This window comes from Aestuariirhabdus sp. LZHN29, assembly GCF_049985285.1.
Taxonomy (GTDB): domain Bacteria; phylum Pseudomonadota; class Gammaproteobacteria; order Pseudomonadales; family Aestuariirhabdaceae; genus Aestuariirhabdus.
The window spans coordinates 545,699-566,185 of the sequence record NZ_JBNIEU010000001.1; the positions used below are offsets into that span (position 1 = coordinate 545,699).

The following is a 20,487-nucleotide window of genomic DNA, read 5'->3' on the forward strand; positions in this document are numbered from 1 at the left end:
ATTCCCGATCTGCGCAGACCCAACCTCTCTGCCATGCTCGCGCAGACCCGACCTCCTCGTCATGCTCGCGCAGGCGGGCATCCAGATTCACGGAATTGGCTCCTCCTGCATGAGCGACTTCGCCGCGATATTTTTGCATTTCAAAGAGATTGGCGGGTTTCGCCCCGCCGGACGACTTACTTTCGTTTTACGCGAAAACGAAAGTAAGCAAAGGAAAGCGCGCTCCACCCAGCCGGCCTTCGGCTTCGCTGCGCAACAGGCTAACGATCCGGGCGTCTCGAGAGGGCATCCTGCCCTCACGAGCCAGCTCGACCTCCCTGTCTCGCCCCTTCGGGCCGCTTTCGGACCATTACCCCATTGCTTGCCGGCTGAGAGGGTTTAGGGGGGAGATGGCGGCGCCTTTATTGTAGCTCGACCCCGGTTGATTCCCGATATGCGCAAACCCAACGTTCTGTCATGCTCACGCAGACCCGACCTCTCTGTCATGCTCGCGCAGGCGGGCATCCAGATTCACGAAATTTGCTCCTCCTGCTGACCTTTCCCTGAATGTAAAGCACCAATTAGTAATGAAGAGCTCCATAAAAAGCATCTTAAATCTCGGTGCCCCGCGACAAAAAAAGATCGAGATAAGGAAAAAACAGGCATTTCGATGTTGCAGATCAAATCTGAAATAGAAAACACCAGTTCAGACTATGATCGGGAAAAACTCCAGGAGCGAGTCGCTAAGCTGGCTGGCGGTGTTGCGGTTATTAAAGTCGGTGCGGCCACCGAAGTTGAAATGAAGGAGAAAAAAGACCTCGTAGATGATGCCTTCCATGCAACGCGTGCTGCTGTTGAAGAAGGTATCGTAGCGGGTGGTGGCGTGAGCCTTATCCGTGTTGCAGAAGCCGTTAAAGCCAAAGATCTGAAGCTCGCGAATGAAGATCAACAGGTTGGAGCGCGAATTGCGCTACGCGCCATGGAAGAGCCGTTTCGACAAATCGTCAATAATGCGGGCGTTGAAGCCAGTGTTGTTCTCGAAAAGGTTCGAAATGAAAATGGTACCTATGGCTATAACGCCCAAACTGGAACATATGGTGACATGATAGAAATGGGCATCATTGACCCAGCAAAAGTGACGCGCTCAGACTTGCAAAATGCCTGTTCTATTGCAGGATTAATGTTGACTACTGAAGTCATGGTGACGGATGCGCCTAAGGAGGAGAGTGAGGTTCCTGCCATGCCAGATGCGGGTGGCTGGGCCTGATCTAAAGCTGACTTTATGACCGTAATGAGGGGGAGTATTACTCCCCCTCCCTTTTTAATATTAAAACTAGTTTTAATCGCGAGTTAAAAAATAAATAAATTTTATAAGAAAGACTATTGAAAATTGTTTGGTAGACCCTAGATAGAGTCGTGTGAGAGGTTGTCCATTTGGAAACCGAATCACCTTTGATTGTTTTTATCTTATATTGCTTCTAACGGAGGATATACCATGAACGCAATTGACCTAACTCCACTCTATCGCAGCAGTGTCGGCTTTGATCGCTTAGGATCATTGATCAATCATGCATTGACTGCCGAATCCACTACCAGTGGATACCCTCCCTATAATATCGAAGTACTTGATGAGAATCGCTATGCCATTACGTTGGCCGTTGCAGGGTTTTCTCAAGAGGAACTGGATATTCAGGTTGAAAAAGGCGTGTTGTCTGTAGCAGGTAATAAAGCTACTAAAGATGGGCGTCAATACCTTTATCAAGGCATTGCTAATCGCACGTTTGAGCGAAAGTTCAACCTTGCTGATTATGTTGAAGTAACCGGTGCTGATCTTTCTAATGGCTTGTTGACCATAAGCTTGAAGAAAGAAATTCCCGAAGCGATGAAGCCAAAATCCATTGCTATTAATCAAGATGGCAATGTATTAGAGCATAAAGGTGAAGAGAAAAGCACTAAAGGCGATAAGGCTGCTTAGCGATGTTGAGGGTGCACGTATGTGCGCCCTCCTCTTAACCTTATAAGCGTTTTTCAACCTGACTTGTTGGAGGTGCCCCATGGACATTGAAAAATTAAAACCTTGGAATTGGTTTAAGCATGAAGATGATTCTGCTCACCAAATTCCAGTATCGAAAAAAGATGCTCTTGGTGAAAGTTCATCACAGGGCAAGCAACTTGCCACCCCGCAGAATCAGGCAGTGGGTTCTTTAATGCAATTGCATAATGAAATGGACCGCCTGTTTGATGACGTGTGGCGCTCATTTGGCATGTCCTCGGGCTCAAGACTTGCGCGACCAACATCGATATTTAATAACAGCCTGTTTGATCATTCCATCTTGGGTGATTATAGAGCGAATCTGGATGTATCAGGCAGTGAAAAAGAGTATGAGGTATCGATCGATCTGCCTGGACTGTCAGAAGACGATATTCAGATTGAACTGAATGGCAACACATTGGTTATTAAAGGACAGAAGGAGGAAAAAAACGAAAGTAAAGATAAACAGTACTATCGCGTAGAACGCAGTGTTGGGTCTTTTCAACGTACTTTGTCATTACCTGAAGATGCTGATAGGAATGAGATTTCAGCCAATATGAAAAATGGTTTGTTGGCTATTCAAATTCCACGTAAAGGATTGCCCAAAGACGATGTAAAACGTATTTCAATTTCATCGTAGCTATAAGGGCTAAATTTAAGGGAGGAGGGAAAACCCTCCTCCCAATTTCAGGTTAAAACGATTACGGAGGAAAGACATAATGAAGCAAAAACTAGCTATTCCTTTCATTTTTATTCTTATGCTTGTGTTTGGGCAAGCGCAAGCTGCGTTGCCAAATGTGAACAGTGACGGGAAACCTTTTCCATCATTATCGCCAATGATTAAAGAAGTTCATCCTGCTGTAGTAAATATATCTACATTTTCTACACAGCAGTATAGCTACAACCCATTGTTGAACGATCCCTTTTTTAGACATTTTTTTAATATTCCGGAGCAACGACAGTTTCAGCAAACACCAAAAAAGAGGCAGCAAAGTGCTGGCTCGGGAGTGGTTGTTAATGCCAATGATGGTGTTGTCATGACCAATTATCATGTGATTAAAGGGGCTGATGAAGTTCAGGTTTCATTGGCCGATGGGCGGAGCTTTGAAGCAAAGGTATTAGGTGAGGATGCAGAGCTAGACATTGCCATTCTTAAAATAAAGGCCGATGACTTGGTTGAGGTGCAGATCGCTAACTCTGATGTTCTGGAAGTGGGAGACTTTGTTGTTGCAATCGGCAACCCCTTTGGTCTAGGACAAACTGTTACGACCGGTGTGGTCAGTGCATTGGGGCGAACTGGCTTAGGTATTGAAGGGTATGAAAATTTTATTCAAACCGACGCTTCTATAAATCCCGGTAATTCCGGTGGTGCGTTAGTCAATCTTGCGGGAGAGTTGGTCGGCATTAATACGGCCATCATTGCACCATCTGGAGGAAATGTAGGTATTGGCTTTGCTATTCCATCCAATATGGCCAAAGCCAGTATGGAGCAAATTATCGAGCATGGTGAAGTGAAACGTGGGCAAATCGGAATTGGCATTCAAGATATTACGCCCGACTTGCGTAAAGCTTTCGATATCAAGAATGGACAGGGAGGTGTTCTTGTAACGAATGTAATGGAAGACTCTCCAGCAGAAGATGCTGGGTTGAAATCAGGTGATGTAATTATTGCCGTGGATGGCAAAAAAACAGCATCGACAGGACAGCTTAGAAGCCAAATCGGTATGAGAGCAATAGGTGATAAAGTAACACTAGCGATATTGCGAGATGGTGATGAAGAGCGAATCAAGGTTAAAGTGGGTAAGGCTAGCTCTCTCGCACGTTTAACTGGAAAGCTTCATGAGTTGCTAGAAGGGGTTCAGTTTGAAAGTGAGCCAAATCAGGAAGGTGTGAGAGTTGCCAGTATCGCACCAAATAGCAGTGCGGCTTACAGTGGGTTAAGGCCGGGTGATGTTATTGTCGCTGCCAATAAGCGGCGAGTATATGACCTAGAGTCTTTGGAGAATGCTTTGTCTAGAAATAAATTCTCTGTGCTTTTACAGGTCAATAGAGGTGGTGATTCATTATTTATTGTTATTCGATAAAAGAAGTTGGTCAGCCCTTGGGCTGACCTGCTAATACAATTGTTTTGATTGGCGGTAAATTTGGGGGAAAGGTCACAGGCTAACGATCCGGGCGTCTCGAGAGGGCATCCTGCCCTCACGAGCCAGCTCGACCTCCCTGTCTCGCCCCTTCGGGCCGCTTTCGGACCATTACCCCATTGCTTGCCGGCTGAGAGGGTTTAGGGGGGAGATGGCGGCGCCTTTATTGTAGCTCGACCCCGGCTAACTCCCGATCTGCGCAAACCCAACCTCTCTGTCATGCTCGCGCAGGCGGGCATCCAGATTCACGGGAAACACCATTTAAACGCCACAGCCCTGCAGGACGACTGCCGCCCGAGCCTCAGCCCTTGACGGCCACATACACCGTATTGGTGGACTCCTCGACCCGGTAGGGGTTGGGGAAACGCACGACATGGGATTGGCTGTTGCCGAACACCGACTCCAACAGTGCTACGAATTCTGCTTCGGGCGGGTCGTTGGACCAGAGCCCGAAGACGCCACCATCGTGCAGCTTGTCGGCCATCGCCTTGAGCCCAGCGACGGAGTAGAAAGTGCTGTTGCCGGGGTTGAGCCAGTGGCTGGGGGAGTGGTCGATATCCAGCAAAATTGCGTCCACCGGCGTGCAGCGGTCGCTGCCGTCGAAGCCCCGCTTTGGGTTGGTGGCTACATCGAAGAAATCGGCCAGTACCAGCTGGCAGCGATCATCGCCGGTCAGGGTCTCGCCCAACGGTACCAGATGGCGCTGGTGCCAGTCGATCACCGGCGCCATCACATCCACCACGCAGAGCGAGCGCAGCCGCGAATCCTCTAGCGCGGCCGCGGCGGTGTATCCCAACCCCAGCCCGCCGACCACCACATCCAGCGCATCGCCCTTAAGCGCCGCCAGCCCAAGCCGCGACAGCTGAATCTCCGCTTCGGTAAACAGGCTCGACATCAGCCACTCGTTGTTCAACATCACCTCATAGAGGAGTTCACCATCCAGGCGGGGTTCGGCGCGCTTGCGCAGGCTGATCTCCCCCAACGGGGTCTGCTGGAAATCCAGCTCTTCAAAGAGAAAGCTCATGGGGGAATCACTCGTCGTCGCGCGGGAAAACATCACTCTAACACTATTTGAGAGGCTGAGAATAAATCCGCCATCGACTCGACGTACACTCTCGATGTTAAGGTTCTGATTTACCGACCCCTGAGCACGGAGTCGCTTTAACGGTCAGATCTGGGGAGGATAGCGATCCACCTCACCGCAATCCCGGCAGCGCAGCGCATGATGGCCGGGCCAGAGAGGAAACTGCAGCGCGAGAAACATCATGAATGCCATCCGTTTGCCCGAAGTATAGGGTTCGAGGTGGGTACCACCGCAGTGGCGACAGGTTACCGCCGACGGCGAACTCGCCCAGGCCACAAGATCCGCTTCCTGAGAGAGATCCTCGGCCAGAATCGAGCGCGCACGCTCCACATCGGCGGGAGTCACCTGCACCTTCACCCCACCGAGTGCGTCAGAATAGAACCACTGCATATTGATGGTGTGCTCATCGGCCACGTAGGCATCGACTCCCTGCGCCTGCAAGCGCGACCGGGCGATCTGCGCTTCGTAGGGGAAGGAGTAGCTGGCGATCGTTACTAGCATCGGAAAAGTCCTCCTCCCCCCAGTCTAGCAGCTTCGGTAATCCGCAATAAGGCTTTGTGTCCGACTCTGCTACAATGCGCCCTCCCCCATTTCTGCTGTGAGCCCGCCGTGTCCGATACCGCCTTCTCCTCCCAGCCTTTACCGGCAACCCTGCTCGATACCCTGCAACAACTCGGTTACGAGCAGATGACCCCCATCCAGGCTCAGGCCATCCCCCGTGCCATCAAGGGTGAAGACCTGATCGCCCAGGCCAAGACCGGTAGCGGTAAAACAGCGGCCTTCGGTATTGGCCTGCTGCTGCGCCTGAAACCCGCCATGTTTCGCGTGCAGGCTCTGGTGCTGTGCCCGACCCGGGAACTCAGCACCCAGGTCGCAACCGAACTGCGCCGACTGGCGCGTTTCCAGCAAAACCTGAAGATCGTCACCCTCTGCGGCGGCCAGCCCATCGGCCCCCAGATCGGCTCGTTGGAGCACGGTGCCCACGTAGTTGTAGGAACCCCGGGGCGCATCGAGGATCACCTGCGCAAGGGCACACTTCGCCTCGACGCGGTTAAAACGCTGGTGCTGGACGAAGCCGACCGCATGCTCGATATGGGCTTTATCGATGCCATCGAAAGCATCGTCGAACAGATACCGGGCCAACGCCAGACCCTGCTGTTTTCAGCCACCTATCCCGAACAGATTCGCGAGCTCAGCGCACGCTTCCAGCAGGACCCGGTGGAGATTAGCGTGGAGTCGGTGCACAGCAACAGCCAGATCCAGCAGCTGCGTTACCCGGCAGAGAACAAAGAGAAGAGTCCATTATTGATGAAGCTGCTGGGCCATCACCGCCCCGCTTCCTGCGTAGTGTTCTGCAACACAAAACAGCAGTGCAAGGATGTCAGCGAATACCTGACACAACATGGTTTCAGTGCCGCCCCCCTGCACGGCGACATGGACCAGAAGGATCGCGATCAGGCCCTTATTCAGTTTTCAAACGGCAGCTGCGCCACCCTGATCGCCACCGATGTTGCTGCCCGCGGACTCGACATCAGCGACCTGGCCGCCGTCATCAACTATGACCTGCCCCACAGCGCCGAAACCTACGTGCACCGTATCGGCCGCACCGGTCGCGCGGGGAAAGAGGGATTGGCCCTGAGCCTCTATGGCGAACGCGAGGGGCATAAGGTAAAAGCGATAGAAGATTACTTTAAGCAGCACCTGCCGGTCGGCGAGCTACACCAGCTGGAACAGTCCTACGCCCCCCTGACACCCGAGATGGTGACCCTGTGCATCTCCGGTGGACGCAAGGACAAGATGCGACCTGGCGACATTCTCGGCGCCCTCACGGGGGAGGCGGGCATCGACGGCGGTGATGTTGGCAAGATCAATATCCTCGACCGCGTCGCCTTTGTAGCCATTCGCCACAAGAGCGCGAAAAACGCCCTGGGTCGCCTGATTAACGGCAAAATCAAGGGACGCAAATTCAAGGTGAGACCGCTTTAGGCCTCCATGCCAATACCAAAGATCATTACGAGACCAAAGATCGTTACGAGGGTCGCGCGCCCGTCGATCCATGGCGTGCTCTGCGGACGTATTCGGCTACTGTTGCCAGTCTTTCTTACTACGCCCTGATTTGATGGCGCTGCGTTGGGATTTCTGATCGAGTCGACGCTTTTGGGAACCCCGCGTCGGCTTGGTAGCGATGCGCCGACGCTGAACCACGGCAGCTCCCTGTATTAGCTGCTGCAGCCGCAACAGGGCATCTTCACGGTTGCGCTCCTGGGTGCGATGCTGTTGCGCCTTGATCACCACCACCCCCTCCTTGGAGATGCGGCTGTCGCTCAAGGCCAGTAGGCGCTGCTTATAGAACTCCGGCAGCGACGACGCGTTGATGTCGAAGCGCAGGTGCACCGCGCTCGACACCTTATTAACATTTTGGCCGCCCGCCCCCTGGGCACGCACGGCACTAATCTCCCACTCACTGTCGGCCAGCACTACCGCATTGGATATCTGCAGTGGCATGGGAAATTCAGGCTCGCTGGGCTTGCTTGATCGCCTGCAGGGCACTGTACTTCTTCAGTGCCTTGGCCTTGATCACATCAAGAAACGCTTCCGGATTGTCGTACTCCATCTGCGCCATAAAGTCGACCAGACCCTGTACCAGATCCTTACTCCCGTTAATCTCCTCTCGCGACCGCCCACAACCGCTACACACGGCTTCACCCTTGACGCACTCGCTGATACAGGGGGAAAACTTCATACTACGACTCCATCGTTGAACGGGCTGATGCCCTGCGGGGTGGGTCTTACCCACCAATTTAGTCAACTATTATACCCGACCGCTACCTCATCGCCAGAGGCAAGTACCGGGAGGGGGCGATCACCCGCCGCGCGCTCCTCATCCCCAGCGGATTCGTCCGCCAACACCGTCTGCATAAAATCGAGCGCGGCCTGATGACGAATGGTGCGGCGGTGGTTTTCCCATAGCACCTTGATCTTCTCCCGATTCAACTCCTTGCGATCGACGAATACCCGGGTGTTGAGCTGGCTGCCGCTCGCCGGCTGGTCGGTCGGCGCCTTGGCAAAGACAAACTGGTTACTTACCATATCCATAAAGGGACCCGAGGCCTTGGAGGGCATAATAAAGATCACCTGCAAGCCCAGGCTTTTCGTCAGGTATTCCAACACTGCCCGCGAGCGCGCCTCATCCATCTTGGAAAATGCTTCGTCTACCAACACCATCCGCAGATGGCTATTGCCCTGATTAAACTGCAGGGCCGAGGTGATCGCCGCCGCGCGGATAACATAGGCCGGCGTTTCCAGCTGACCTCCGCTGCCGGTACCGTATTGACTCAGGGCGATATCCGCCTTGCCCTCGATCTTTTTAACAATTTCGTAGCTGCGGTAGTTTCGATAGTCCGCAATTCGCTCCAGCTCTCGCAACGCTTTCTGGTCATCGTCGTCGAGCAACATACCGACCAGGCTGTCCCGCACTCGCTGCAATGGAGCGGGCAGCTCGCTGGCAAATAAACTGCCGCCGTCACCTACCGGAATCTGGCGAATCTCTTCGAAGAAGCGCCAGTACTCTCTATATTCGGGAATCCACTGCCAGCGGAACTCATACACCTCTTGCTCGTGCCCGAAGCTGTGGTGCCGCAACTCGTCGTTGAGATCTTCAAGTACCTGCTTGCCATCGCTAATGGACTGGTGAATAGCGCCACACAGGTGATCGATAAAGGTATCATCAAACTTACGTTTAAGAGAGCTAATGCGATCGCGCTTTTCAACCAGCACGTTGCCTTTGAGCTTATCGCTGACCCGTTCCAGGTCTCGGTGAATCTTGCTGATACTGGCAAAAAGCTGCGCGTCCGGCTCATCCGCTGCATCGATCATTAGATAGATCGCATCACCGGCCAGGCAATGCTGATTGTGCTCACGCACCTGCTGCACCAACTGGTTGCACCCATGGCGCAGCTCACGCAAAGCACCCTCACTCTCAAGCCGCAAACGCTCAACACTTGCCCCCTCTGCCTCACGATCGGCAGCGGCCAACAGCGCCTCCGGGTTGCACTCGGGCAGGTGGCGAGCCACCTCCATCAGGTCCGACTCGCGCTGGTCCACCGCCTCCAGATAGCGCTCCTGACGGTCGGCGAAGCGTTTCAGTGATTGCTCCACCTGTTCCAACTGCTGCTGGTCTCGCCCCCTCAGTTCACGCTGGGCAAGGAGCTGCTGTTCGCACTCGCGTACTCGCTCCCGTAGCTCGGTGAGCTCCTGCTCGAGTTCGGAGTGATCATCAAGATCGAGTCCGGCGAGCTGGTGTTCCAACTCCGAAATTCCTCGCTGGTACTCGATCATCGCACCGATGCGGTCCGCCACCTGCAATGGACGGATACGGGCCAACGACGCCAGTAACTGGTCCATGCGTTCATTGGCCTGGCGTGCCACCTCCACCTGTTGCTGCAGCTCTATCAATGCCTGCTGTTTGGCGGTCAGGGCTCGCTGGCGTGCCGCTTTACCAAACACCAGCTCGCTATCTTCCAGGTCACAACGCCACATACTGTAACTGCCCGACCCCATGCCGGCGGCAGTAACCCCACGGCGGGTATGGCGCAGCTGTTCGGCACTGCGTACCTGCTGCACGCTACCGTAGCTGGCGATCAGGTAATCCTTCACCACGGCATTTCCAAACTCCATCAGCTGGATGATGGAGTCGGGCGCCAGCTGCTGGCGCGCCGCGTCCTGCCGGGCCTTGCTGCCCTGAACCACCTTGGCACTGCTACGGCCTTTCATGCTGCGCACGATCTCGATCGCCCGCGCCTCATATTCCGGCTCTACAATCAGACCAAAACGGCTGCCCCCCAGATACCCCTCTATCACCGCTTGCCAGTCGCCATCCACCACCTCAACAAACTCGCACAGTACCTTGGGATCGGCCTCGGGGCATTGCTCGCGGATCGCCTGCAGGGCATCGGCGACCGCACGGGGATAGCGCACCTGCTGTGTATTTTGAAGGTTTCCAATATCCCGTTCGAGCTGCTTGCGCTGGTTGTTCAACCGCTGCCACTGCTCTTCACGCTGGCCACTGTAACGCTGCAAACGCGGCAACGGCGAATCTTCGCCGACCAGCATCGCGGCCAACTGACCGTGTACTTTTTGCAACCTGCGCGCCTGTTGCAGCTGCGCCTCCAGTGGCGCCATATCGACCCAGTCCTGATGTTGCAGGCGAGTGTAATCAAGACCGTTACCACCGAGTTCCAATACCTGCTGCGCCTGCTCATACAAGCCGCCCAGTTCAAGCTGATCGCGCAACACTTTGTCGGACAGCACTTGCTGCTGCATCACCGCCGCATCCAGGTTGTCGTTGAGGAGGGAGTCTTCGCCCATCAGCAGCAGTGCCTGTTCAACCAGCTGCTTTTGCTGCTGATCCAACGCCTGCTGAAGATCATCCTTCTGTTGCAGCACCGCGGTACCCATGCGGCGCGCTTCAAGCTGAATCAACTGCTGCTGCAACCGCTGTTGTTGCTGCTCGACGGTGCGCGCCTGCTGCTCGTTGTCACCCAGGGCATCTCGCAGGGATTGCTGGCGCTGCTTCTCCTTGAGGTATTGCGTCTGCACCTGCAGGTACTCCACCCGCGCTTCGGTGTAGCGCAGGGTGTTGCTGCGCACCCACTCTTGCAAATAGGTAGAACTCAGCAGTGCAGCCCCCTCCAGACGATCGATCTCCTGCTGGATGCGACGCGCGTCAGCTTCCATACCATTGATGGTTTTCATCATCGTGGAGACGGATCGAATCGCTTCGCCAAGATCCCGGGGTTCGAGAATTTCCTGAGCGACAAAATCGGTAATAGAACCCACCGGTTTGTAAGCCATAAACCGCGAAAATGCCCGCGCTGCGGTATGGGATTCACGTTCACTCACCGAACCCTCACGCCCTCGCAACGCCCCGTACAGGCGCCCGAGATAGGATTTTTTGGTGCTGTACTCCTCAACCCCGCGCTTGCCAAAGCGTTGCTGCAACTGTGCCGGTAGTTCGTCGAGGGTATACAGTTGCTCGGGACTCTTAAAAAAGTCCTGCTTACAGAGCTGCTCGTTGGGAATAATAAAAAAGCGCGAGTCCAGCTCGCGGGCAACGGCCTGTTTACCCGCCGTATCGTAATCGGCGCGAACACCGATCATCGCGGTAAAGGGCGCTGCATCCTCCCCCTGGGTGGGATAAAACACAGCCGCAAGAAAACCGTCACAACGCCAGGGGCGTGCAAAGCTACCGTCATCACAACCGAGCACGTAGGAGGCAAGGGTTCTGACCTGCTTGCCCCCACGCCCCTTCTGGGTTGTTTCATCCTGCCCGGGATTATAGTTAAACAGATTATTCTTGGCGGCGGTCATGATGGTCTGAATGGCATCGGCTGCAGTGGTCTTTCCGCTGCCCGACGCGCCGGACAGCAGATTGACCGGCCCCATATCAAACTCGGTCGCCGGCACATTACCCCAGTTAATAAAAACAAAGCGTTTGAGATACATCGACTAGATCTCCTCACCAAATAAAGATGAGTGAATTATTTTTTCTTCAGCAACAACGACATCAATAGCCGCCGCAGCCTCATCCGTTGCATGACCGCTCGGGGTCTCCTCAGCCGCATCCGCCGATGGCGGGCTTGGCGGGGTTTCAGACTCCGCCACCAACCCGGGCTCGACGGTCGCGTCATCCTCACCATGGGGCTCCATCAAACCCTGCAGCACTTCATGGCTCACCAACGAGGTAATCATGGGGCGAATTCGCAACCAGGCCTCACCGCTATCAAGGGTTTCCTCTTGTCCAAACTGAATCACCCGCATCCGCTTGAGGGCCCGAAACAGCGCCCGGCGGTCGGTGCTTTGAGCGGGCAAGGAGCGATTAAGCAGGCTCTTCATCGCAATACTGACCGCTTCCAGGGAGACCATAGCGCAACCACCATCATCGATCTGGCCCTCACGAAGCCGCTGCTCATACTGACTGCGTAGCACCAGCAGTAGTGCCACTTCGGCTTGGGCAGGCCGGGTGCGGAATCCGGAAAAACTGCTGGACTGGTCATCCATGCCAGGCACCTGCGCTCCGGGCGGATAGAGCCTCAGATAATTGAAAAGCTCATCGTGCTCAATGCGAACCCCGATCACACCTAGATAGTCATCTACCAGCGACTTGATTCGCAGGTAACGATCGTACAGTTCCTGCTCGGTCTGGCTTTCGTCCCGGCAGATCACGCCATAGTCCAACAGGCGTTGAACCACCTGCTGAAAAGCACCAAGTTCAAGTTGCTGCTTGGCCAGCTGTTGCTGCAATAAAGAGGTAATCACGAACTACTAATCTCCTCGCACCAGATCTCAAAGCGATCGGCACGTGTAAAAAAATCATTGTCATCAACCCGGCCCGGAAGTTGATCTTCGCCCGCCTCGTCCTCGAGAAAACGTACGCGGATGCGCTGTTCACTGGAGCGGTCATTGATCGACACCAGTTCGATCAGATGAGCTCGTGAAAGCAGTTGTCGCGCATCAGTAACCGGGAGCTGGTCGCTGCGAATACGTTCGCCAGCCGCGAGCGCGCCGGCCAGGTAACGGCGCGAATCCTGAGAGGTAACAACAAACGCCTTATCCAGCGCCTCTTTGATAAACGCTTGCTTGCGCGCCCCGGGATCCAGCTGCCCTTCGTTCTTTAAGTGCGTCTCTACCCTGCGCAGACTGCGCCGCTCCCGCAGGCGTACCGAGGCCGGATCAAGAAAACCAAGGGAGACTCCCGCCAGTTGCTGAGCGGCGCGTTGCAGCCGATGCTCCTGCACAGGATGCGGTAGCTGCTGCAACTGTTCGCATACCTGTTGGATATCGGCGCGCTGCTGACTTGCCAGATAGGTTATCTGGCGAATAATAATGTCTGCTCGCTGGGTATAGCTTTGCAGCGCCTGACGAACCTGAGGAAGCATCACTTCACAAGCTCCCTTCACCCGCACCTCAATCCCTTCGAGCACCGTTATCAGCAGTGACTGACGACGATCCCCAACATGGTTGGGCAGGGATTGCCGCAGCTGTTTTTCGGCCTCGGCCTTGAAGCGGTTATCTTTACGCTTGATACCCCGAATCAGGCGGTTGATCTCGTCGCGGTACTTTTCAACGCTGTCGGCGGAGAGGCGCACCGCAATATCAGGCTCAAACCGGGTGTCCATGTATTCGAAGAAATCTTCACTCGCCTGCTGCACCAACAACTGCTGCTCTACGGCCATCACCAGTTGGCGCTTACGATCTTCCAGCTCGGTCACCAGATCCGAAAAATCACTAATAATTCGCTCCGAAAACTCCCAGGCATCCAGCAGGTCGTGAATCTCACCACGATCAGAAAACGCTCGCAACCCATTACGGGTGTTGCGCGTGTTACGGTGCCGGGTTCGAAAGCGCTGCTGCTCACTGTCCACCAGGGGCTGGGCAAACAGGCGACCATTGCGGGTAAAGCGGTAGCTTCCCTGCAGATTAACTTCATCAAACAGCTGCTCTATCCAGCCCTGCTCAAGCAGGCGGTTGAGCACCCAACCGGCTCGTTCGCGCTCGCCGCGCAATCCCGCGGCTTCGAAATCAGCTTCGTCCTCGAGCTTGTCGTCGGCCTCCTCATCGCCCAGCGCAGGTGCCAACGCCAGCGCCTCAGTAAAAAGATCGATGATCTGGGATCGCACCAAATGGTGCCCGTAGTCGGCCATACTGCCGTAAACATGGCTATAGAGCGCCCGCAAACACTGCGCTACTCCCTCCCGATACTTCCCGCTCAGGGGTTTAAAAAAATGCCGATGCTGGTCATCGAAAAACAGGGTCTGATTCATACCGGGGGCAACCTGCCAGGTCGGAAAAGAGAGATAAAAAAGGACAATTAACGGGCAAAGCGGGGCAGATCGCCCTCCAGCCCCATGGCGCGCCGAACCAGCTGCTGTTTCAATCCGGGAGCGTCATCGACCCAGCGCATACCGCTATTGCGCAATATTCGCAGCGGCATGGAGCGGGCGTGAAACAGGCGCTCAAAAAACTCCATGACCCCCATCATCGCCAGATTGGCTCCCTTGCGCTGGCGCTGGTAGCGCTGCAGCAGCGCCAGGCGAGCAAAGTCATCGTCGCGCTCGCAGGCCGTTAAGATTACCTCCGCCAGTGCGGCAGCGTCCATCAACCCCAGGTTGACCCCCTGCCCTGCCAGGGGGTGAATCGTATGGGCTGCATCGCCGACCAGGGCAATGCCCGGCATCACATAGTCGACGGCATGGCGCTGGCGAAACGGAATGCAGTAGCGGCGATCGCAACTCAACACCCGCCCTAGACGCGCTTCGATTGCGCGTTCAAGCTCACTGCAAAACCCGCTATCGCCCAACGCCATCAGGCGCTCTGCTTCGTCCGGCACATTGGACCAGACAATAGAGCAGTGGTGGCGCCCATCCCCACGATCAGGCAGTGGCAAAAACGCCAGAGGGCCATTTTCGCGAAAACTCTGCCACGCGGTTTTATGGTGTGACTCCGAGGTCTCGACGGTGGTCACGATGCCATGATGAAGATAATCCCACTCGCGCAATGCGAACCCTGCGCAGGCCCGCAGCTGGGAGTTCGCCCCGTCGGCGGCGACGAGTAACCGGGCCTGTAACTCAAGGCCCGATTCGAGACGAACCCTTGGGCCCACCTCGCCATCATCCAGCAGCGTTTGCAACCGCTCCCCGGGAAACAGCCTCACCCGCTGACTCTTTTGCAGGGGTTCGAGTAGTGCACTCTGGGTGATGCGATTTTCTACGATATGACCCAGCACGGGGTGCTGGATATCATCGGCATGAAACTCGATTTTCCCCGTCCCCTCGGCGTCCCATACCTGCATATGACGGTAGGGACTGACCCGGCTGGCCTCCATCGTCGACCACACCCCAAGATGCCTCAGAAACCGCTCCGAAGAGACCGTTAATGCGCTGACCCGGGGGTCAAAATATTGGGGATCGATCTTCGTACTATCGGGCCGCAGGTCGCCGCCATCGATCAGGGCGATATCCAGCGACGACTCGCGCAAAGCGCAGGCGAGCGCGCTGCCCACCATACCGCCGCCTACGATGATCACATCAAATGTCGTTTGCATAGCCGTCGTAATCCATTCTGTTTCGATTAGTCGCGGCAAGGGTGGCCGGGTTCACCAACCAGCCCCATCGCCTGACGGGTAAACCAATGCTTGAGCGGCGGCGACAGCTCCAGGGCTAACAGGCCCAGCCCCCGCGCCTGACTCAGCCCAAGGTGTCGATTCGAGAACAACCGCACTACCCGATCACTGAAACCAACCGTGCGCTGCTGGTCTTGCTGCTGTAGATCCAGATAGCGTTGCAGCAAACCCAGCTCCCCCACCGATCGCCCCTCGGCCAGCCCCTGCTCCAGCACCCGGGACAGGGTCATCAGGTCTCGTAACGCGAGATTGTACCCCTGCCCCGCGACGGGATGCAGACTGTGGGCGGCATTGCCCAATACCACCAGTCCGGGGCGCACTTGCTCCGACGCCCACTTCAGGCTCAAGGGATAGCAGAAACGCTCGCCGACCCGCTGCAGGCGTCCGAGCCGATAGCCGAAACGGGATTGTAAACGCTGCAAAAACGCCCCCTCATCCAGCGCCATTACACCATCAGCCTCACCCTCGGGCAGGGTCCAGACCAGCGCACTACGACCACCGGACAGCGGCAGTAACGCCATTGGCCCCTCCTCCGTAAAACGCTCATAGGCGACGCCCTGATGCGGTTTACTGGTAGAGACATTGGCGATCAGCGCCCGCTGCTGGTAGTCATTACTGTGTCCGCTAATGCCCAGTTGGCGAGCCAGGCCAGAGCGGCCTCCATCGGCCAAAACCGTCAAACCGGCACTTAGGGAGCGGGAGGCACCGTTTTCCTGCACCTCCAATGCCATCCCACCGTCGCTCGCGCGAATGCTCTCTACCCGTGCCGGGCAGATCCACTCAATGGTTTCATCCCGCTGCAACTGCTCGTGCAGAACGGCGCCCAACCACCGGTTCTCCACCACATACCCCAGCGCCTCGGTGCCCATTTCGGAGTGGTGCAGGCGACTGGCGCCAAAATGGCCGCGATCAGAAACCTGCACCGACAAAATCGGTGTCACCTTCTCGCGCAGGGTCTGCCACAGGCCAAGCTGTTGATAGATATCGCGCGCGCCCCAGGCCAGGGCGGTCGAGCGGGCGTCGTAACTGGGCTGCTGAGGAGCCAGCGGGTCAGCGGACAGGGGTTGCGACTCAATGATACCCAAACGCAATCCGCGCTGGGCCATCAGCGGCCGCAGCGCGCAGGCGAGGCTCGCCCCCACCATGCCACCACCGATAATCAGCACATCGAAGTGGCTCATGCACGCGCCTCGCGGCGTTCCCGCGCGGCGGCCATCAGGGCCTCAATCTCGGCGACCGTTTTGGGCGCACCGGAGGACAACACTTCGTGTCCGCTGCGGGTCACCAGCACGTCGTCTTCAATACGAATACCGATGCCACGCCACCGCTTTGCTACCGAGGTGTCATCTGGCGCGATGTAGAGCCCCGGCTCGATGGTCAGCACCATACCCGGCTCCAACACTCGCCACTGCCCACCCACTTTGTAATCGCCAACGTCGTGCACATCCATACCTAGCCAGTGGCCGGTACGGTGCATAAAAAAGGGTTTATAGGCGCCGTCGTCGATCAGGGCCTGCAGCTCCCCCTTGAGCAGGCCAAGCTCGAGCAAGCCCTCGGTCAAAATCTGCACCACAACCTCATGGGGATCATTCCAGTGATTACCCGGTTGCACCTGCTCGATTGCCGCTATCTGGGATTTCAGCACCAACTCATACAGCGCCCGCTGCTCGCGAGTGAAAACACCGTTTGCGGGAAACGTGCGGGTGATATCGGAGGCGTAGTAGTCAAGTTCGCAGCCCGCATCGATCAGTACCAGATCCTTGTTGCGCACCACGGCGTCATTTTCGGTGTAGTGCAAAATACAGCCGTTCTTCCCGCCTCCCACGATAGAGGGGTAGGCCGCTCGGCGCGAGCCACTGCGCTGGAACTCGTGGTTCAGTTCCGCCTCCAGTTGATATTCATAAAGCCCGGGCTCGCAAATCTCCATGGCGCGGATATGTGCCCGGGATGATATGGCACCAGCCTCACGCATCAGCTTGGTCTCACCGGCACTTTTGTAAAGCCGAAGATCATGCAACAGATGGTCGAGGGCCAGGAACTCTCCCGGCGGGTGCGCCCCCTGATTGGCCTTTGACTTGATGGTATTTACCCAGCTCATTATCTGGTTATCGAAATCGCGATTGCACCCCATGGCGTAGTAAACCCGATCACGCCCCTCGATCAGGCCCGGCAGAATCTCATCAATATCGCTGATCGGGAACGCATCATCGATCCCAAACTCTTCCACGGCGCCGTCCTGCCCATAGCGATAGCCGTGCCACAGCTCCATCGCCGGATCGCGCTCCCGGCAGAACAGCACGGTCTCGCCATGCTCACGCCCGGGGATCAGCGCCAGCACCGACTCCGGCTCAGGAAACCCGCTCAAATAATAGAAATCACTGTCCTGGCGAAAGCGGTGCTCCACATCGCGATTCCTGATGTATACCGGAGCCGAGGGCAGGATGGCGATACTGTTCTCTTCCATCTGTGCCATTAAGTGCTGGCGGCGACGAGCAAACTCTTTTTTGCTGATTTTCATGGGGCCTAACGTTGGTAGTGTTGGACGAAAAAACGCTTAGTGCAGGGACGGCGTCGACGGCTTGATAATCGGCGCATCGGGGTTGCATTCGGTGTACACCACCATTACCCCCATCCGCACATACTCTGACACCTCCATCAAGCTAACTTCGTTCTCCTCGGACTCTTCCAGGTCCAACTGAATCTGGGCGATCTCGGCCAGGTCCTCCAGCACACTCACCACCTCTTCGCCGAGAACTCCCGCTTTGGGGTTGGCGAGCCCAAAGCCACCCAGAAAACCACTACACCATTGCCCCAAAGCCTCGGCACGGATGGGCATCTCATCCTCCTCATCGGGTAACAACAGACGTAAACCGAACTCCCCTCCCAACAACTGCTTGAGCGTCTGGTCGTAGAGCTCCTGCAGCATCCCACGGGCCTCATCGGGCAGTTCACTGAGCTGCATCTGCTCCACCGCGAGGGCGATCCAGTCGTTGGCACTCAGGCGCTTGCCGGCCGCTAACTGACCGCAAATGATGCCGTGTAACTCGGCTGGCGCATTGCAACTTTCCAGCTCGACAAAGAGGTTACAGAGGTCGTCAAAATCATCGGCGCTATTTTGGCCGCTCAGGGTACGGGTGGTCATCGCTTCAAGGCTTTCCATTACTAATGTGCACAAGCTCTCAATGCTACCATTTCAGCGTCCGACACTGTACCGATGATTGACCCCCAGCGGGCCGCGCCCTATAGTATTCCTTCAAATAAAGTGGTGAATGACCCCTAATGGACTACAGCCAAATCGACAACCTTTCCACTAAGGTGGAAGAGCTGATCGCACTCTGCGACGAACTCAAGCAGGAGAACCGCCTGCTGCGCTCCAGCGAGCACGGCCTGCGCGAAGAGCGCGCGGTACTGATAGAGAAAAATGAACTCGCGCGCAGCAAAGTCGAGGCGATGATCACCCGCCTCAAAGCACTGGATACAGAGACATGACCCAGGACCCACCCAATACGGCAAGCGTACAGATTCTCGATAAAGAGTATAAGGTCGCCTGTCAGGATGAAGAGCGCAACGCGCTGCTCAGCGCCGCACGCTACCTCGACAGCAAGATGCGCGAGATTCGCCGCAACGGCAAGACCGTAGGCCTCGAACGTATTGCCGTTATGGCCGCCCTCAACATTACCTATGAGTTACTCCACGATAGCGACGACCCGTCGGGTGATAGCCACCAGAATCAGGAGCGTATCGAGCAGCTGATCAACAAACTCGACTCCGCGCTGGACACCAGCCGCCAGCTCGAACTCTAACTACACCCCACGACCCCTGGCAACAAAGCAAACCGCTATGGATAACCGCCCAATCAATTGCGATTTAGTTTGAAAACGGTGGCTTAGCCCGGGCGGCAACCGTTATAATGACCCCATGCTCCCTGGTCTGTTTGCGAGCCATTACGTCCCTGAGCCGATAATCGATGCACCGGCGGCTCCTCGTTAATACTGGCGTGCAGGTCCACCTTGTAGTGGAAAGCCCGATGTATTGCAGCAGCCTCCACCTTGAGCCAAGGGTTCAAGGGCTTTCTTGGCCGCGGCAAGCCGGGGAGTTTTTTATCAATTTATGAACCATCTATCCCGCTCACAACTACGCCAGCATCTGCGCTTTTGCAGAAACCGCCTGTCGGCACAGGATCAACGTAACGCCAGCGCTCGATTAACCGCCAACCTGGCGTGCCATCCGGCGTTCATTCGCAGTCAGCATATAGCGTTTTACCTGGCCAATGATGGCGAGATCGACCCCGACGCCCTCATTCAGCGCGCCTGGTCAATGGGAAAGCAGTGCTACTTACCCGTCCTCAAACCTGGCTCCAGCAACGAGCTTTGGTTCACTGCCTTTCACTCCGACACCCGCCTGACCCCAAACCGCTACGGCATTAACGAGCCCAGCCTTCACCACGGCCAACATCGGCCAGCATGGAGCCTGGACCTTGTGCTAATGCCTCTGGTGGGGTTTGATCCCACGGGAAATCGATTGGGGATGGGGGGCGGCTACTACGACCGCAGCTTCGCTTTCTTACAGCAGCAGCCGCCTCTGCGGCGCCCGACCCTGATCGGCCTGGCACACGAATGCCAGCGGGTCGACCAACTGCCTTGCGACAGCTGGGACATTCCACTTAGCGAAATCATTACCGACGAAAACCGTTACTGCGGCGTTTGATCACCAGCAACTACCGGAGCCACCTGGCTGGATGCTGCGGTATCAGAAAAAGAGCGCGCTACACTGGCAAAGCCCGTACTCAATACACCCAAACCAAATATCAGCAACACTACCATCAAAAAATCGGGTTTTTTATTTTTCATTATTCGATACCCTGGGATTGAGCCGTCACTGGCATCGGATTGCGCCCCCTCCCGAGGCACAACGTATTGAGTCGAATGGCAATCACAGCACAAACCCTTTAAAAATAGAGGTTCGATTCTACCCGGATCCCCTCAGGCAGGCTGTGACACTGCACGCACTCCACACTCAAGCGCCCCACAGTAAAGCGAAAGAATCTCAGGAGTTCAATTAATATCGCGAC

General features: G+C 55.9%; 19 protein-coding genes, 1 other RNA gene and 1 pseudogene. 9 read left to right on the top strand and 12 right to left on the bottom strand.

The window, feature by feature from the left end:
• Positions 1-574: 574 nt before the first annotated feature.
• From ACP3PW_RS02595 to ACP3PW_RS02610, 4 genes and pseudogenes are all read left to right on the top strand, one after another.
• Positions 575-1,246, top strand: a pseudogene (locus ACP3PW_RS02595) (TCP-1/cpn60 chaperonin family protein); the annotation flags it as partial.
• 228 nt (positions 1,247-1,474) lie between these two features.
• On the top strand, positions 1,475-1,954 hold the full coding sequence (locus ACP3PW_RS02600; protein ID WP_426415101.1) for an Hsp20 family protein: 480 nt from the start codon (positions 1,475-1,477) through the stop codon (positions 1,952-1,954).
• A 79-nt stretch (positions 1,955-2,033) separates the two neighbouring features.
• The gene (locus ACP3PW_RS02605; RefSeq protein WP_426415102.1) at positions 2,034-2,651 is read left to right on the top strand and encodes an Hsp20/alpha crystallin family protein; all 618 of its coding nucleotides are present in this window, start codon (positions 2,034-2,036) and stop codon (positions 2,649-2,651) included.
• A gap of 79 nt (positions 2,652-2,730) precedes the next feature.
• Entirely contained in the window at positions 2,731-4,095 is a 1,365-nt protein-coding gene (locus tag ACP3PW_RS02610; protein ID WP_426415103.1) for a DegQ family serine endoprotease, read from the top strand.
• Between the two features lie 358 nt (positions 4,096-4,453).
• On the opposite strand, the gene ACP3PW_RS02615 is transcribed toward ACP3PW_RS02610, so the two are convergent.
• Both ACP3PW_RS02615 and ACP3PW_RS02620 read right to left on the bottom strand, forming a co-directional pair.
• Entirely contained in the window at positions 4,454-5,176 is a 723-nt protein-coding gene (locus ACP3PW_RS02615; protein WP_426415104.1) for a spermidine synthase, read from the bottom strand.
• A 144-nt stretch (positions 5,177-5,320) separates the two neighbouring features.
• Positions 5,321-5,737 (bottom strand): DUF2007 domain-containing protein, encoded by a 417-nt coding sequence (locus tag ACP3PW_RS02620; RefSeq protein ID WP_426415105.1) that lies wholly within the window; start codon positions 5,735-5,737, stop codon positions 5,321-5,323.
• Positions 5,738-5,845: 108 nt separating this feature from the next.
• On the opposite strand from ACP3PW_RS02620, the gene dbpA reads away from it, so the two are divergent.
• Positions 5,846-7,222, top strand: coding sequence for an ATP-dependent RNA helicase DbpA (dbpA, locus tag ACP3PW_RS02625; protein WP_426415106.1), 1,377 nt, complete (start codon positions 5,846-5,848; stop codon positions 7,220-7,222).
• A gap of 96 nt (positions 7,223-7,318) precedes the next feature.
• Here dbpA and arfB read toward each other — a convergent pair whose 3' ends face one another.
• The 9 genes from arfB to ACP3PW_RS02670 form a co-directional block, all read right to left on the bottom strand.
• Positions 7,319-7,741: an alternative ribosome rescue aminoacyl-tRNA hydrolase ArfB gene (arfB, locus tag ACP3PW_RS02630; protein ID WP_426415107.1), complete on the bottom strand. Its 423-nt coding sequence runs from the start codon at positions 7,739-7,741 to the stop codon at positions 7,319-7,321.
• Positions 7,742-7,748: 7 nt separating this feature from the next.
• Positions 7,749-7,979, bottom strand: coding sequence for a DUF1289 domain-containing protein (locus ACP3PW_RS02635; protein WP_426415108.1), 231 nt, complete (start codon positions 7,977-7,979; stop codon positions 7,749-7,751).
• A 62-nt stretch (positions 7,980-8,041) separates the two neighbouring features.
• Entirely contained in the window at positions 8,042-11,740 is a 3,699-nt protein-coding gene (locus ACP3PW_RS02640; RefSeq protein WP_426415109.1) for an ATP-binding protein, read from the bottom strand.
• A gap of 3 nt (positions 11,741-11,743) precedes the next feature.
• Positions 11,744-12,553 (bottom strand): DUF4194 domain-containing protein, encoded by an 810-nt coding sequence (locus tag ACP3PW_RS02645; RefSeq protein ID WP_426415110.1) that lies wholly within the window; start codon positions 12,551-12,553, stop codon positions 11,744-11,746.
• Positions 12,550-14,058 carry a Wadjet anti-phage system protein JetA family protein gene (locus ACP3PW_RS02650; protein ID WP_426415111.1) on the bottom strand — a complete coding sequence of 503 codons (1,509 nt, stop codon included), beginning with the start codon at positions 14,056-14,058 and terminating at the stop codon, positions 12,550-12,552. Before ACP3PW_RS02650 ends, ACP3PW_RS02645 begins: the two co-directional genes overlap by 4 nt.
• A gap of 47 nt (positions 14,059-14,105) precedes the next feature.
• A complete protein-coding gene (locus ACP3PW_RS02655) occupies positions 14,106-15,338 on the bottom strand; it encodes an FAD-dependent monooxygenase (protein WP_426415112.1) in 1,233 nt (410 codons plus the stop codon).
• A gap of 26 nt (positions 15,339-15,364) precedes the next feature.
• The gene (gene ubiH / locus ACP3PW_RS02660) at positions 15,365-16,597 is read right to left on the bottom strand and encodes a 2-octaprenyl-6-methoxyphenyl hydroxylase (RefSeq protein WP_426415113.1); all 1,233 of its coding nucleotides are present in this window, start codon (positions 16,595-16,597) and stop codon (positions 15,365-15,367) included.
• Positions 16,594-17,934, bottom strand: a complete 1,341-nt coding sequence (pepP, locus tag ACP3PW_RS02665) for a Xaa-Pro aminopeptidase (RefSeq protein ID WP_426415114.1) — start codon at positions 17,932-17,934, stop codon at positions 16,594-16,596. Before pepP ends, ubiH begins: the two co-directional genes overlap by 4 nt.
• A 36-nt stretch (positions 17,935-17,970) precedes the next feature.
• The gene (locus tag ACP3PW_RS02670; RefSeq protein WP_426415115.1) at positions 17,971-18,558 is read right to left on the bottom strand and encodes a UPF0149 family protein; all 588 of its coding nucleotides are present in this window, start codon (positions 18,556-18,558) and stop codon (positions 17,971-17,973) included.
• Between the two features lie 137 nt (positions 18,559-18,695).
• On the opposite strand from ACP3PW_RS02670, the gene ACP3PW_RS02675 reads away from it, so the two are divergent.
• From ACP3PW_RS02675 to ACP3PW_RS02690, 4 genes are all read left to right on the top strand, one after another.
• Positions 18,696-18,905, top strand: a complete 210-nt coding sequence (locus ACP3PW_RS02675) for a TIGR02449 family protein (RefSeq protein ID WP_426415116.1) — start codon at positions 18,696-18,698, stop codon at positions 18,903-18,905.
• Complete coding sequence (locus tag ACP3PW_RS02680) at positions 18,902-19,219, top strand: cell division protein ZapA (protein ID WP_426415117.1); 318 nt, start codon at positions 18,902-18,904, stop codon at positions 19,217-19,219. Before ACP3PW_RS02675 ends, ACP3PW_RS02680 begins: the two co-directional genes overlap by 4 nt.
• A gap of 116 nt (positions 19,220-19,335) precedes the next feature.
• Positions 19,336-19,515, top strand: a non-coding RNA gene (gene ssrS / locus ACP3PW_RS02685) — 6S RNA.
• Between the two features lie 11 nt (positions 19,516-19,526).
• On the top strand, positions 19,527-20,123 hold the full coding sequence (locus ACP3PW_RS02690) for a 5-formyltetrahydrofolate cyclo-ligase (RefSeq protein ID WP_426415118.1): 597 nt from the start codon (positions 19,527-19,529) through the stop codon (positions 20,121-20,123).
• Here the strand turns inward: ACP3PW_RS02690 and ACP3PW_RS02695 are convergent.
• Positions 20,108-20,266, bottom strand: a complete 159-nt coding sequence (locus tag ACP3PW_RS02695) for a hypothetical protein (RefSeq protein WP_426415119.1) — start codon at positions 20,264-20,266, stop codon at positions 20,108-20,110. The two genes, ACP3PW_RS02690 and ACP3PW_RS02695, sit on opposite strands and share 16 nt — an antisense overlap.
• Positions 20,267-20,487 lie beyond the last annotated feature (221 nt).